The following is a 13,063-nucleotide window of genomic DNA, read 5'->3' on the forward strand; positions in this document are numbered from 1 at the left end:
CCGGCACTCTCAAGCGGACCGCCGCGCAACGGCGAGCTGGCGGGCGACCCGAGGCCCGAGCACGGAAACAACGAGCAGCACACCGGTGACGACGATCTGCGACTGCGCCGAAACGCTCAGCAGGCTCATCACGTTCTGCGACGCACCCAGCAGGAAGACCCCGGCGATCGCACCGCCGATCGTCCCCTTGCCCCCGTCGAAATCGATCCCGCCCAGCAACACGGCGGCGACAACGGACAGTTCGAGCCCGGTGGCGTTGTCATACCGCGCACTGGCGTAATGCAGCGCCCAGAACACACCGGTCAGCGCCGACATGGTCCCCGTGGCGACGAACAGAAAAAGCTTCGTCCGCTTCACCCGGATGCCCGCGAACCGCGCCGCCTCCTCCCCGGCTCCGATCGCGAACAGCGACCGCCCGAACGGCGTGGCGTGCAGCAGCACCACGGCGATGGCGAGCAGCACCAGGAACGGCAGGAAGGCCCGCGGCAGGAACGAATCCCCCACGCGTCCGGCAGCGAACTCCAGGTACGGCGAGGGAAAGTCCGTCACCGCGTCGGACCCGAGCACGATCTGCGCGATCCCGCGGTACGCGGCCAGCGTGCCGATGGTGACCGCGAGCGACGGCAGCCCGAGCCGGGTCACCAGCAGGCCGTTGACCAGTCCGCAGACCACCCCCAGCAGCAGGCACAGCGGGATGATCTGCTCGATGGCCATGCCCTCGTTCCACAGCCTGCCCATCACCGCGCCGGACAGCCCGGCCGTGGAGGCGACGGACAGATCGATCTCGCCGGCCACGACCAGCAGCGTCATCGGCAGGGCGATCAGCGCGATCGGGAGCGTGTTGCCGAGGAGGAACGACAGGTTGAGCGCGTTGCCGAAGCCGTCGACGCAGCCGAACGACAGCAGCAACAAGGCGATCAGCAGCGCGCCGACGACCGTGTCCCAGCGGACCGCGCGGGTGAGCGACTCAGGCACCGGCCTTCTCCTTCGCCATGGCGGTCCTCCTCGGGGCCGGCTTCTTCTTCAGGGCGGCGGCCACGCGCAGCGCGACGATCCGGTCCACGGCGATGGCGAGCAGCAGCAGGACGCCGTTGATCGCGAGCACCCAGACGGAGCTGACGCCGAGCGCGGGCAGCACGCTGTTGACCGAGGTGAGCAGCAGGGCGCCGAGGGCGGCGCCGTAGACGCTGCCGGAGCCGCCGGTGAAGGCGATGCCGCCGACCACGACCGCGCTGACGACGGTGAGTTCGTAGCCGTTCCCGGTGCCGGAGTCGACGTTGCCGAACCGGGCCAGGTACATCGCGCCGGCGAGTCCGGCGAGCGCGCCGCAGAAGGTGTAGGCGGCCAGGATCCGCCTGCGCACCGGGATGCCGGCCAGCCGGGCCGCCTCGGGGTCGGAGCCGAGGGCGTACAGCTCCCGCCCGCTGCCGTAGTGCTTGAGGTAGTACCCGGTCGCCACGAGCACCGCCAGCGCGATCAGGGCGAGCCAGGGGATCGTGAGGACGCCGCCGGAGCCGAAGTCCACGAAACCGCCGGGGAGATCGGTCGCGGTGATCTGCCGGGAGCCGACCCAGAGGGAGTCGACGCCCCGGATGATGTACAGGGTGCCCAGGGTGACGACCAGCGCGGGCACCTGGCCGAGACTGACCAGCAGCCCGTTGAGCAGCCCGAAGCCGATGCCCAGCAGCACGGCGAGGAGGACCGCGACGACCGGGTCGCCGCCGTCGCGCAGCCAGGTGCCGGCGGCGAAGGCGCTGATGCCGAGGGTGGAGCCGACGGACAGGTCGACGTTGCGGGTGAGGACGACGAGCGACTGCCCGGTGGCGACCAGCACCAGGATCGTCGCGTTGAGCAGCAGGTCCTTGACGCCCTGCTCGGACAGGAACGCGCTGTTGCCCGCCTGGGCGACCGCGATCATCACCAGCAGGACGGCCAGGATGGCGAGTTCCCGCATCCTGAGGACGCGGTCGACCAGCCGGGTGCCGCCCGACCGGGGCACGACGGGCGTGTCGTCGGTGGTGGTCACCGTCATGCGGCGGCCCTCCCGGTGGCAGCGGCCATCACGGTCTCCTCGGTGGCCGCGGAGCGGGGGATCTCGGCGCTGATCCGGCCCTCGTGCATCACGAGCACCCGGTCGGCCATGCCGAGGATCTCCGGCAGATCGGAGGAGATCATCAGGACGGCGACCCCGTCGGCGGCCAGCGCGCCGAGCAGCCGGTGCACCTCGGCCTTGGTGCCGACGTCGATGCCGCGCGTCGGTTCGTCCACGATGAGCACCTGCGGGCCGGTGGCGAGCCATTTGGCGAGGACGACCTTCTGCTGGTTGCCGCCGGACAGGGTGGCGACGGCGTCCGCGATCCGGGCGTACTTCACCTGGAGCCGCACCGCCCAGTCCAGGGACCGGCTGCGTTCGGCACCCCGGTTCATGAGTCCGGCCCGGGCGGTCGTACGGAGCCCGGTGAGGCCGATGTTCCGCTCGATGGACAGGTTCATCACCAGCCCCTGGGCCCGCCGGTCCTCCGGGACGAGGGCCAGCCCGGCCGCCATCGCGACGGACGGCGCGCCGCCCCTGAGCCGGCGCCCGGCGACCTCGACCTCCCCCGCGTCCCAGCGGTCGACGCCGAAGACCGCGCGGGCGACCTCGGTGCGGCCGGCGCCCACCAGCCCGGCCAGGCCGACGATCTCGCCGCGCCGCACCTCGAAGGAGACGTCGGTGAAGACGCCCTCGCGGGTCAGGCGGCGGACGCTGAGGACCACCTCGCCGGGCTCCACGTCCTGCTTGGGGTACAGCTCGTCCAGGTCGCGTCCGACCATGCGGCGGACCAGGTCGTCCTCGGTCATCCCGGCGAGCGGCTCGCCGGCGATCCGGGCGCCGTCCCGCAGCGTGGTCACCCGTCGGCCGATCTCGAAGATCTCCTCCAGGCGGTGCGAGACGAAGAGCACGGCCGCGCCCCGGTCCCGCAGGGTGCGCACGACGCCGAAGAGCCGGGCGACCTCGCTGCCGGTCAGGGCGGCCGTCGGCTCGTCCATGATGAGCACCCGGGCGTCGAAGGACAGCGCCTTGGCGATCTCCACGATCTGCTGGTCGGCGATGGACAGGCCGCGGGCGGGCCGGTCGGGGTCGAGGTCGACGCCGAGCCGCCGTATCAGGGCGGCCGTCGCCGCGCGGGTGGCCTTGTGGTCGATCCGGCCGAGAGCGCGCCGGGGCCTGCGGCCCATGAAGATGTTCTCGGCGATCGACAGGTCCGGGAAGAGGGTCGGTTCCTGGTGGATCACGGCGATGCCTGCGTCGCGGGCGTCGCGGGGGCCGTGGAAGACGACGGGCTCGCCGTCGAGCAGCACCTGACCGGCGTCCGGCCGGTGCACTCCGGCGAGGGTCTTGATCAGCGTCGACTTGCCCGCGCCGTTCTCGCCGGCGAGGGCGTGCACCTCGCCGGGCAGCAGCTCCAGGGAGACGTCCCGCAGGGCGCGTACGGCGCCGAAGGACTTGGAGACGCCCTTCAGTGCCAGCACCGGCGCCGGTCCCGTGTCAGGCGGGTGGGTCATGGGGGCTCCTCGACGGCACCGGCGGCAGGGCCGTGTGGCCGCCACAGTGTCGTGAAAGGTTTCAAGTGGATGGCCGGGACGGTAGGCACCGCAGTCATGTCGCGTCAATGGGTGCGGATCGAAAATTTTCGAGAGCCGAAGGTCACGCCGACGCCATGGAGGGCCGGGGCCGCCGGACTCCTTGACACCCCTCCGGGCGGCCCCTAGCTTGCCATTCTGAATCGTTTCACACGCTCGGTCGTTCCGCCCGACATCACAGGAGCCCTGAAGTGACCGACCTCGCCGCCGTGAAGGCCGCGCTCAAGACCCAGGCCGTCGAGACGCCGTCGTGGGCGTACGGGAACTCCGGGACCCGCTTCAAGGTCTTCGCCCAGGCCGGGGTGCCGCGCTCCCCCTGGGAGAAACTCCAGGACGCGGCGCGGGTGCACGCCGTCACGGGGGTCGCGCCGACCGTCGCCCTGCACATCCCCTGGGACACGGTGGAGGACTACGCGGCGCTCGCGAAGTACGCCGAGGAGCGGGGCGTGCGGCTGGGCACGATCAACTCCAACACCTTCCAGGACGACGACTACAGGCTGGGCAGCATCTGCCATCCGGACGCGGCGGTGCGGCGCAAGGCCGTCGACCACCTGCTGCGGTGCGTCGACATCATGGACGCCACCGGGTCGCGGGATCTCAAGCTGTGGTTCGCCGACGGCACCAACTACCCCGGACAGGACGACATCCGTGCCCGGCAGGACCGGCTCGCGGAGGGGCTGGCCGAGGTGTACGCACGGCTCGGCGAGGGGCAGCGGATGCTGCTGGAGTACAAGTTCTTCGAGCCGGCGTTCTACACCACCGACGTGCCGGACTGGGGGACCGCGTACGCGCACTGCCTCAAGCTCGGTGACAGGGCGCGGGTGGTCGTCGACACCGGGCACCACGCGCCGGGCACCAACATCGAGTTCATCGTGGCGACGTTGCTGCGGGAGGGGAAGCTCGGGGGCTTCGACTTCAACTCGCGGTTCTACGCCGACGACGACCTGATGGCGGGGGCGGCGGATCCGTTCCAGTTGTTCCGGATCATGTACGAGGTGGTCCGGGGCGGTTCGCCGGCCGGGTCGCTACGGTCGGGGCATGGAGTCCTTGGCGTCCGTACGTGCCGTGCTGATCGACATCGACGGGGTCCTCACCGTGTCCTGGAAGCCGCTGCCCGGTGCGGTGGCGGCGCTGCGCGCGCTGCGCGCCGCCGGGCTCGGCGTGGCCCTGGTGACCAACACGACCTCGCGGACCCGCGCGTCGATCGCCGAGACGCTGGCGGAGGCCGGTTTCGAGGTGGGCCCGGAGGACGTGCTGACCGCGCCCGCCGTCACCGCCGCCCATCTCGCCGAGCACTGTCCGGGCGCCCGCTGCCTGCTGCTCAACAGCGGCGACATCGCGGCGGATCTCGGGGATGTCAGGCTGGTCGAGGAGGACGCCGAGGTGGTCGTGGTCGGCGGGGCCGGGCCCGGGTTCGACTACGCGGCGCTGAACCGGGCCTTCGGCGCCTTGCAGCGGGGTGCGCGGCTGGTCGCCATGCACCGCAACCTGTACTGGCGGACCGACGCCGGGCTGCAACTGGACTCGGGGGCCTTCCTGCTCGGGCTGGAGCGGGCGGCCCGGGTGGAGGCGGAGGTCACGGGCAAGCCGTCCCGGGCGTTCTTCGAGGCGGCGCTGGCCCGGCTGGGGGTGGGCGCGGAGCAGGCGCTGATGGTCGGCGACGACATCGAGTCGGACGTCCTCGCGGCGCAGCGGGCCGGGCTCACGGGGGTGCTGGTGCGGACGGGCAAGTACCAGACGCACGAGCGGACCGGCGGTACGCCGGACCACGTCGTGGACTCCTTCGCGGACGTGCCGCGGCTGCTGGGGCTAGCGGAGTAGCAGTTGCAGGCCGCCGACGACCGTCGCCGCGATCACGAGTTGTTCGAAGAGCCGCTGGTTGATCCGGTTCACAGCCCACTTGCCGAACAACGCGCCCGGGACGACGAACACCACGAGCGCCGCGTCGAGGAGCAGCGAACGCCCGTCGATCAGGCCCAGCCCCGCGCTGAACGGCACCTTGGAGACGTTCACGATGAGGAAGAAGAACGCGGAGGTGCCCAGGAACCCGAGCTTCCGGAAGCCCGCGGACAGCAGGTACATCGACATCACCGGCCCGCCCGCGTTGGCGACCATCGTCGTGAACCCGCCGAGCACGCCGTACGAGCGGGCCTTGGCCCGGCCCGCCCGGGTGGCGACCTCCTCCGGTTCCCGCGGGGTCCCGGCCGTCCGCCGGCGCCACACCGTCACCCCGGCCATCAGCAGCAGGATCGCGCCGATCGAGGTCCGTACGATCCCGTCGTCGGCCCACACCAGGAACAGCGTGCCGGCCACCACGCCCGCCGCCACGGCCGGGAACAGCCGCCACAGCGTGGGCCAGTGCGCGTGCCGCCGGTAGGTGAGGACGGCGAGCACGTCGCCGGCGATCAGCAGGGGCAGCAGGACGCCGGTGGAGGCGCGGGCGGGCAGGACCGCCGCGAAGATCGCGAGGCTGACCGTGTTGGCCCCGCTGACCGCCGTCTTGGAGAAGCCGACGAGCAGAGCCGCGCCGGCCAGGGCGGCGAACTCCCAGCCGGACAGGTGCCAGAGTGTCATCGTGTTCATGCGGGGACCGATGCTATGCGGTCCGATGTCATGCCCATGCATCCGCACGGCGTGAGCGGCGTCCCGCCGGCCGGTCCCGGTCCCCGCGTCGCGAACCGGTGTCCTACCGGCCGGTGTACCTCGCCCGCAGTTCCCGCTTGAGCACCTTCATGCTCGGCCCGAGGGGCAGCGCGTCCGTGAACTCCACGCGCCGCGGGTACTTGTGCCGGCCGAGGTGCTCCTTCGACCAGGCGGTGAGCGCGGCGGCGTCGGGCGCGGTGCCCGGTGCCGGGACGACGACGGCGCACACCTCCTCGCCGTGCAGGTCGTCGGGCAGGCCGATGACGGCGACCTGGGCGATCTCCGGGTGGCGGGTCAGGACCTCCTCGACCTCCCTCGGGTAGACGTTGTACCCGCCGCGGATGATGACGTCCTTCTTGCGGTCGACGATCCGCAGGAAGCCCTCGTCGTCCTTGGTGCCGAGGTCGCCGGTGCGGAACCAGCCGTCCACCAGGGCCTCGGCGGTGGCCTCGGGACGGCCGAGGTAGCCGGAGAAGACGTTGTGTCCGCGGACGACGACCTCGCCCAGCTCGCCGGGCGGCAGCAGCTCGATCCGGTCCTCCAGCTCGGCCCGGGCGATCTCCACGTCGACACCCCACAGCGGATGGCCGATGGTGCCGGCCTTGGTGCCGAACACCGGCTGGTTGACGGCGGCGGCCGGCGAGGTCTCCGACAGCCCGTACCCCTCGTAGATCTTCGCTCCGAACACCGCCTCGAACCGCTCCAGTACGGCGACCGGGAGCGAGGCCCCGCCGGAGATGCACACCCGCAGCTCGGGGAGCCGGGCGGCGTCGGCCGCCGCCGCCGTGAGGGACACGAACATGGTCGGCACGCCGTGGAAGGTGTTCACGCCCTCCCGCACCATCAGCTCGATGGCCCGGGCCGCGTCGAAGCGGGGCAGCAGCACGAGCGTGGCGCCGGCCCGCCAGGTGGAGTTGAGCGACACCGTCTGGCCGAAGGCGTGGAACAGCGGCAGCGCGCCCAGGGCGATGTCGTCGGCGCGGATGTCGTTGGCGTCGAAGGCGTTGACGGTCGCGTTCATCACCAGGTTGAAGTGGCTGAGGACGGCGCCCTTGGGGACCCCGGTGGTACCGCTGGTGTACAGGACGACCGCGGGGTCGTCGGCGGCCCGGGCGAGGTACGACGGGAGGGGCTCGGCGTCGGCCGCGAGTTTCTCGAACTCCCCGCCCAGGGTGACCGTGCGGACTCCGGTGGCGCGTGCGGCGGCCGTGCCGGTCTCCGCCTGCGCCGGGTGGACGAGCAGCAGGGTGGCCCCGCTGTCCCGCAGGACGTGCTCGACCTCGCCGGGCGACAGCAGCAGGTGCACGGGGACGACGACACCGCCGGCCGCCGCGATCGCGTAGTAGGCGACCGGGAACTCGGCGGTGTTGGGCGCCATGAGGGCGACCCGGTCGCCGGGCCGTACGCCGAGCGCGGTCAAGGCGCCCGCCTGGGCCAGCGCCCGCTGCCACACCTCGGCGAACGTGAGCCGCAGGTCGCCTTCGACGAGGGCGGTCTTGCCGGGGCGGCGCCGGGCGTTCTCGGCGAGGATCGCGGCGACGGACAGGGTTGCCATGGAGTACTGCTCCGTTTCCTTGCTGCTGCGGCTCGTGTACCGATCCCCGTGACGGGGAGCCCCCGTTCGTGACGCTCTAGTCCCTCTCGACCAGCACCGCGGTCCCCTGCCCGACGCCCACGCACATGGTCGCGAGCCCCCGCTGCCCGCCCGTGCGCCGCATCCGGTGCAGCAGGGTGGTGAGGATGCGGGCGCCGGAGCAGCCGAGGGGGTGGCCGAGGGCGATGGCGCCGCCGGTGGGGTTGACCAGGTCCGGGTCGATGCCCAGCTGGTCGACACAGGCGAGGGCCTGCGCGGCGAACGCCTCGTTGAACTCGGCCTCCTGGAGGTCGCCGATCCCCCAGCCGGCCCGGGCCAGCGCCTTGCGGGTGGCGGGGACCGGGCCGAGGCCCATCACGTCGGGGTGGACGCCGGCGGAGGCGCCCGCGACATAGCGGCCGAGGGACTCCAGGCCCAGCTCGTTCAGGGCCTCCTCGCTGACCAGGAGGAGGCCGGCCGCGCCGTCGTTCATCGGCGAGGCGTTCCCGGCGGTCACGGTGCCGTCCGCGCGGAAGACCGGCCTGAGCCGGGACAGCTTCTCCAGCGAGGTGTCCTCGCGGACGCACTCGTCCTGCTCGACCACGATGCCGTCCGGGCGCTCGACGGGCAGAAGTTCGTCGTCGAAGTGGCCGTTCTTGCGCGCGGCGGCGGCGAGTTGGTGGCTGCGCAGGGCGAACTCGTCCTGGCGGGCGCGGGAGACGCCGTGCCGGGCGGCGACCTCCTCGGCGGTCTCGCCCATGGAGAGCAGCCCGTGCAGCTCCTTCATGGCGGGGTTGACCAGCCGCCAGCCGAGCCGGGTGTCGTGGGTCTCGATGCGCTGCGGCAGCGCCTCGTCGGGGCGGGGCAGCACGAAGGGGGCGCGGCTCATCGACTCGGAGCCGCCGGCGATCACGATGTCGGCCTCGCCGGCGGCGATGGTGCGGGCCGCGGTGGTGACCGCTTCGAGTCCGGAGGCGCACAGCCGGTTGACGGTGGCGCCGGGCACGGAGTCGGGCAGTCCGGCGAGCAGCACGGCCATGCGGGCGACGTTGCGGTTGTCCTCGCCGGCCTGGTTCGCGGCACCCCAGTAGACGTCGTCGATCCGGGCCGGGTCGAGCGCGGGCACGTCGGCCACGAGGTGGCGGATCACGGTGGCGGCCAGATCGTCGGGGCGGACGGGGGACAGGGCTCCGCGCAGCTTGCCGATGGGGGTGCGGCGGGCGGCCGCGAAATGGACGGGACGCACGGCTGGGACTCCTGACCTACGACGCTGTGGATCGGAACGGGCCTGCACAGCACCCGTTAATTAGCACTGCTAGTTTTGGACTATAGACCCCCGACCGCCCCGCTGGGAAGATCCTCCAGGACCTTCACCGAGGCAGTTGGAGGAGACATGCCCCACGTCCGCGAGCACACCCTCGACGGCACCCGCGGCGCCCTCGCCGTACGCGAGTGGCCGCACCCGGCCCCCCGCTTCCTGGCCCTGGTGATCCACGGGTACGGCGAGCACGCCGGCCGGTACGAGGAGCTGGCGGGCGTGCTCACCGGGCACGGCGCCGCCGTGTACGCACCCGACCACGCCGGCCACGGCCGGTCGGCCGGTGAGCGGGTGCTGATCGAGGACTTCGAGGACGTGGTCACGGACGTCCACACCGTGGCGGAGCTGGCCCGGACCGCCCGCCCCGGCCTGCCGCTGGTCCTGGTGGGCCACTCGATGGGCGGCCTGATCACCGCCCGCTACGCCCAGCGGTACGGCGACGAGCCGAGCGCGCTGATCCTGTCCGGCCCGGTGATCGGCGCCTGGGAGCTGCCGGAGCGGCTGCTGGCCCTGGAGGAGATCCCGGACACCCCCGTCAGCCCCGCCGCGCTGTCCCGGGACCCGGCCGTGGGCGCCGCCTACGCGGCCGATCCGCTGGTCTGGCACGGGCCCATGAAGCGGCCCACCGTCGAGGCGTTCGCCCGGACACTCAAGACCGTCACCCAAGACGGTGACGTCGGCCGGCTGCCGCTGCTCTGGCTGCACGGCGAGGACGACCGGCTGGTGCCACTGCCCGGCAGCCGCATCGGGGTGGAGCGGCTGAGCGGCGGGGCACTGACCGAGCGGACCTTCGCGGGGGCGCGGCACGAGGTGTTCCACGAGACGTGCAAGGCGGAGGTCTTCGCCGAGGTGCGGGGCTTCCTGGACCGGGTACTGCCCCGCTGATCAGCCGGTTTGCTCCCCGGTCCAGCGGGCACCCGCCCTTTCGGACACGACCGTAGACAGGTGACGAAAGGGGACGTACACCTATGACCGTCGTCAAGAGCACGCTGCCCGAGGAGGCGCTCGGCGTCACCGGGACCGCCCTGCAGGAGACCCTGATCGACCTGCTCGGGCTGTCGCTGATCGGCAAGCAGGCGCACTGGAACATCGTGGGCCCGCGGTTCCGGTCGATCCACCTCCAGCTGGACGAGGTGGTCGCCACGGCCCGGAGCCACTCGGACACGGTGGCCGAGCGTGCCGCCGCGCTGGGCGTGCCGCCGGACGGCCGCCCGGAGACCATCGCCGCGACCTTCGCGCTGCCGGGCACCAAGGACGGCTGGCTGCGCGACACCGAGGTCGTGGAGCTGATGGTGTCGGCGCTGGAGACGGCCGTCGGCCGGCTGCGCAAGCGGATCGAGGCGACCGAGAAGGCCGACCCGGTCACCCAGGACCTGCTGATCTCGGTCACGGCCGACCTGGAGAAGCAGCGCTGGATGTTCGAGGCCGAGAACCATCCGCGCGACGAGGCCGCCGGCTAGCACACCAGACTCCGCACGGAAGGGAAGACCCATGGCCGACGCCCTGGAGATCCAGGCGCTCTGGGACGACTTCCACCGCGTCGTGAACATGACCTCGGCGGAACTCGCGGCCTGGCTGAAGGTCCGGGACGCCGACGAGGAGACGGAACCGCTGCCGGAGGAGGCGGGCACGCCCACCGGGCAGCACGTCCTCGCCATCCTGCGGAAGCGCCGCACCGACCTCACCGACGACGACATCCGGATCATGCACAAGGTCGTCGACACCGTCGGAGACCTGGTCGACATGGAGAACGAGCCGGAGCCGGAGAGCACGCCGGAGGACACCCGTCGCCGGCACCGGCTGATGACGCTCGGCCACGACCCGCTCAAGCCGTAGCCGGTGCACGGACCGTGAACCGCGACGAACGGGTCGTGCACGAGCTGGTGTCCGCGTACGGGCGGACGTACGCCGAGGAGGCGGGCATCCGCCTGAAGGACACCCCGCAGCCGCTGTACCGGCTGCTGGTGCTGTCCCTGCTGCTCAGCGCCCGGATCCGGGCCTCGGTCGCGGTGGCCGCCGCCCGGGCCCTGCACGAGGACCACCTGGACAGCCCCCGCCGGATGGCCGAGGCCGACTGGCAGCAGCGGGTGGACGCGCTCGGCCGGGGCGGCTACCGCCGTTACGACGAGCGCACCGCCACCCAACTCGGCGACGGCGCGGAGCTGTTGACCGAGCGCTGGGGCGGGGACCTGCGCCGGCTGCACCGGGAGGCGAACGGCGACACCGGGGAGCTGAAGCGGCTGCTCCAGGAGGAGCCGGGCATCGGCCCGGCCGGCGCCGACATCTTCCTGCGCGAGGCGCAGCGGGTGTGGCCGGACATCGCGCCCTACCTGGACGGCAAGGCGCTGTCCGGCGCCGCGCGGCTCGGTCTGCCGGAGGACCCCCGGAAGCTGGCCGAGCTGGCCGGGAAGACGCAGCCGGCCGTGCTGGCCGCCGCGTTGGTGCGGGCGGCGCTCGACCGACAGGTGGCCGAAGACTGCCTGCGCCGCGCCGCATGATCGTGCCAGACTGCTCCCCGCAGGTCCCGGACCGACCACCGGGACCGTAACGGGGTGAGGAGCGGCGCGTGACGGGGACCGGCCCGGAGATCCAGGACACCATCGACACCACCCGGCCGCATCCGGCCCGGGTGTACGACTGGTTCCTCGGCGGCAAGGACAACTACCCGGTGGACGAGGAACTGGGCCGCCGGATCGCTGCGATGGACGGGGACGCCCCGAAGGCCGCCCGGGCCAACCGCGCGTTCATGCGCCGGACCATGCGGGCCCTGGCCGCGGAATCGGGGATCCGGCAGTTCCTGGACATCGGCACCGGCATACCGACCGAGCCCAACCTCCACCAGATCGCCCAGTCCGTGGCCCCGGACGCGCGCGTGGTCTACGTCGACAACGACCCCATCGTGCTGGCCCACGCCGAGGCGCTGCTGCGCGGCACCCCCGAGGGCGTGACCGAGTACGTGCAGGCGGACGCCCGCGATCCGCACACCATCCTGGAGCGGGCCGCCCGCGTCCTGGACCTCGACCGCCCGGTGGCCCTCTCCCTCATCGCCCTGCTGCACTTCATCGCCGACGAGGACGGCGCCCACGACTTGGTGGACACCCTGGTCGGCGCGCTGGCACCGGGCAGCTTCCTGGTGCTGTCGGCCATGACCGCCGACTTCGAGCCCGAGAACGTGCGCAAGGGGATCGCGGCCTACGCGGCGGGCGGGGTCACCCTGGTGGCGCGTTCGCACGCCGAGGTGGGCGCCTTCTTCACGGGACTGCGGCTGCTGGAGCCCGGGATCGTCCCCGTGGCCGAGTGGCGGCCCGAGGACGCGCCCGACGGGCCGGTCTCGCTGTACGGCGGGGTCGCCGTCAAGCCCTGACGCCGCCGTCCGCCCCGTCGTACCGCAGGCCGAGCACGCGGGCCACGGTCCGCAGCACGCCGTCGTCGTTGTTGGACGGGGCCAGGTGGCGGGCCCTGCGGATCACCTCGGGGTGGGCGCCCGCCATCGCGAAGGACCACTCGGCGGCGTCGAGCATCTCCAGGTCGTTCAGGTAGTCGCCGAACACCATGGTCTGCGCGGGCGTGATGCCCAGCGCCCGCTGGAGGCCGCGCAGGGCGGTGCCCTTGTTGGCGGTGCGGTTCATCACGTCCACCCAGTGCGCGCCGGAGACCACGACCTGGTGGGTGGCGGCGAACTCCGCGAGCGCCGGGGCGGTGGTGTGCTCGGCGGAACCGAAGTCGAACAGCGCCACCTTGATCACGTCGTCCTCGACGGCGGTGACGTCCTCGACGATCCGGTGCTCGACGTAGTACTTGCGCACCTCGGCGAGGAACGCCTCGTCGGTCCGCTCGACGTACGCCGCCCGCTTGCCGCAGACCACGGCGCCGACGTCCGCGCCGTCCGCGACCAGCCGCCGTAC

At 72.5% G+C, this 13,063-nt stretch carries 13 protein-coding genes and 1 pseudogene; 7 read left to right on the forward strand and 7 right to left on the reverse strand.

Annotation, left to right across the window (positions count from 1 at the left end; genetic code table 11):
* Window positions 1-9 precede the first annotated feature (9 nt).
* Genes CCN44_RS31700 through CCN44_RS31710 form a run of 3 tightly spaced genes read right to left on the reverse strand, consistent with a single transcriptional unit; the run spans window position 10 to window position 3,546 of the window.
* The gene (locus CCN44_RS31700) at window positions 10-975 is read right to left on the reverse strand and encodes an ABC transporter permease (protein ID WP_086701538.1); all 966 of its coding nucleotides are present in this window, start codon (window positions 973-975) and stop codon (window positions 10-12) included.
* Window positions 968-2,032, reverse strand: a complete 1,065-nt coding sequence (locus CCN44_RS31705; protein WP_086701542.1) for an ABC transporter permease — start codon at window positions 2,030-2,032, stop codon at window positions 968-970. Before CCN44_RS31705 ends, CCN44_RS31700 begins: the two co-directional genes overlap by 8 nt.
* The gene (locus CCN44_RS31710; RefSeq protein ID WP_059246741.1) at window positions 2,029-3,546 is read right to left on the reverse strand and encodes a sugar ABC transporter ATP-binding protein; all 1,518 of its coding nucleotides are present in this window, start codon (window positions 3,544-3,546) and stop codon (window positions 2,029-2,031) included. The genes CCN44_RS31705 and CCN44_RS31710 overlap by 4 nt, the downstream gene beginning before the upstream one ends.
* Window positions 3,547-3,815: 269 nt before the next feature.
* Between CCN44_RS31710 and CCN44_RS31715 the strand changes: the two are divergent.
* Window positions 3,816-4,634 (forward strand): annotated as a pseudogene (locus CCN44_RS31715) (TIM barrel protein); the annotation flags it as partial.
* Between the two features lie 37 nt (window positions 4,635-4,671).
* Window positions 4,672-5,445 carry an HAD-IIA family hydrolase gene (locus CCN44_RS31720; protein ID WP_208639879.1) on the forward strand — a complete coding sequence of 258 codons (774 nt, stop codon included), beginning with the start codon at window positions 4,672-4,674 and terminating at the stop codon, window positions 5,443-5,445.
* Here the strand turns inward: CCN44_RS31720 and CCN44_RS31725 are convergent.
* The 3 genes from CCN44_RS31725 to CCN44_RS31735 all read right to left on the reverse strand — a co-directional run bounded on the left by CCN44_RS31725 (window position 5,434) and on the right by CCN44_RS31735 (window position 9,086).
* Window positions 5,434-6,207 (reverse strand): sulfite exporter TauE/SafE family protein, encoded by a 774-nt coding sequence (locus CCN44_RS31725; protein ID WP_059254658.1) that lies wholly within the window; start codon window positions 6,205-6,207, stop codon window positions 5,434-5,436. The genes CCN44_RS31720 and CCN44_RS31725 overlap by 12 nt on opposite strands.
* A 103-nt stretch (window positions 6,208-6,310) precedes the next feature.
* Complete coding sequence (locus CCN44_RS31730) at window positions 6,311-7,822, reverse strand: long-chain-fatty-acid--CoA ligase (protein WP_059254657.1); 1,512 nt, start codon at window positions 7,820-7,822, stop codon at window positions 6,311-6,313.
* Window positions 7,823-7,898: 76 nt separating this feature from the next.
* Window positions 7,899-9,086 carry a thiolase family protein gene (locus CCN44_RS31735; protein WP_059254656.1) on the reverse strand — a complete coding sequence of 396 codons (1,188 nt, stop codon included), beginning with the start codon at window positions 9,084-9,086 and terminating at the stop codon, window positions 7,899-7,901.
* A 147-nt stretch (window positions 9,087-9,233) separates the two neighbouring features.
* On the opposite strand from CCN44_RS31735, the gene CCN44_RS31740 reads away from it, so the two are divergent.
* The 5 genes from CCN44_RS31740 to CCN44_RS31760 all read left to right on the forward strand — a co-directional run bounded on the left by CCN44_RS31740 (window position 9,234) and on the right by CCN44_RS31760 (window position 12,522).
* On the forward strand, window positions 9,234-10,043 hold the full coding sequence (locus CCN44_RS31740) for an alpha/beta hydrolase (RefSeq protein ID WP_086701546.1): 810 nt from the start codon (window positions 9,234-9,236) through the stop codon (window positions 10,041-10,043).
* A gap of 83 nt (window positions 10,044-10,126) precedes the next feature.
* Window positions 10,127-10,618, forward strand: a complete 492-nt coding sequence (locus tag CCN44_RS31745; RefSeq protein WP_059254654.1) for a Dps family protein — start codon at window positions 10,127-10,129, stop codon at window positions 10,616-10,618.
* A 31-nt stretch (window positions 10,619-10,649) separates the two neighbouring features.
* A complete protein-coding gene (locus CCN44_RS31750; RefSeq protein WP_086701549.1) occupies window positions 10,650-10,994 on the forward strand; it encodes a DUF3140 domain-containing protein in 345 nt (114 codons plus the stop codon).
* 14 nt (window positions 10,995-11,008) lie between these two features.
* Window positions 11,009-11,656, forward strand: coding sequence for an HhH-GDP family DNA glycosylase (locus CCN44_RS31755; RefSeq protein ID WP_086701552.1), 648 nt, complete (start codon window positions 11,009-11,011; stop codon window positions 11,654-11,656).
* Window positions 11,657-11,724: 68 nt separating this feature from the next.
* A complete protein-coding gene (locus CCN44_RS31760) occupies window positions 11,725-12,522 on the forward strand; it encodes an SAM-dependent methyltransferase (protein WP_086701555.1) in 798 nt (265 codons plus the stop codon).
* On the opposite strand, the gene CCN44_RS31765 is transcribed toward CCN44_RS31760, so the two are convergent.
* A partial coding sequence (locus tag CCN44_RS31765; RefSeq protein ID WP_158103176.1) for an HAD hydrolase family protein occupies window positions 12,512-13,063 on the reverse strand: 552 nt, incomplete at its 5' end. The genes CCN44_RS31760 and CCN44_RS31765 overlap by 11 nt on opposite strands.

This window comes from Streptomyces tricolor (assembly GCF_002155905.1).
Classification (GTDB): Bacteria; Actinomycetota; Actinomycetes; order Streptomycetales; family Streptomycetaceae; genus Streptomyces; species Streptomyces tricolor.

Excerpts from the sequence above, each read along its gene's own strand:
- CCN44_RS31705 (WP_086701542.1), bottom strand. The coding sequence starts at position 2,032 with ATGACGGTGACCACCACCGACGACACGCCCGTCGTGCCCCGGTCGGGC.
- CCN44_RS31710 (WP_059246741.1), bottom strand. The coding sequence starts at position 3,546 with ATGACCCACCCGCCTGACACGGGACCGGCGCCGGTGCTGGCACTGAAG.
- CCN44_RS31725 (WP_059254658.1), bottom strand. The coding sequence starts at position 6,207 with ATGAACACGATGACACTCTGGCACCTGTCCGGCTGGGAGTTCGCCGCC.
- CCN44_RS31730 (WP_059254657.1), bottom strand. The coding sequence starts at position 7,822 with ATGGCAACCCTGTCCGTCGCCGCGATCCTCGCCGAGAACGCCCGGCGC.
- CCN44_RS31740 (WP_086701546.1), top strand. The coding sequence starts at position 9,234 with ATGCCCCACGTCCGCGAGCACACCCTCGACGGCACCCGCGGCGCCCTC.
- CCN44_RS31745 (WP_059254654.1), top strand. The coding sequence starts at position 10,127 with ATGACCGTCGTCAAGAGCACGCTGCCCGAGGAGGCGCTCGGCGTCACC.
- CCN44_RS31750 (WP_086701549.1), top strand. The coding sequence starts at position 10,650 with ATGGCCGACGCCCTGGAGATCCAGGCGCTCTGGGACGACTTCCACCGC.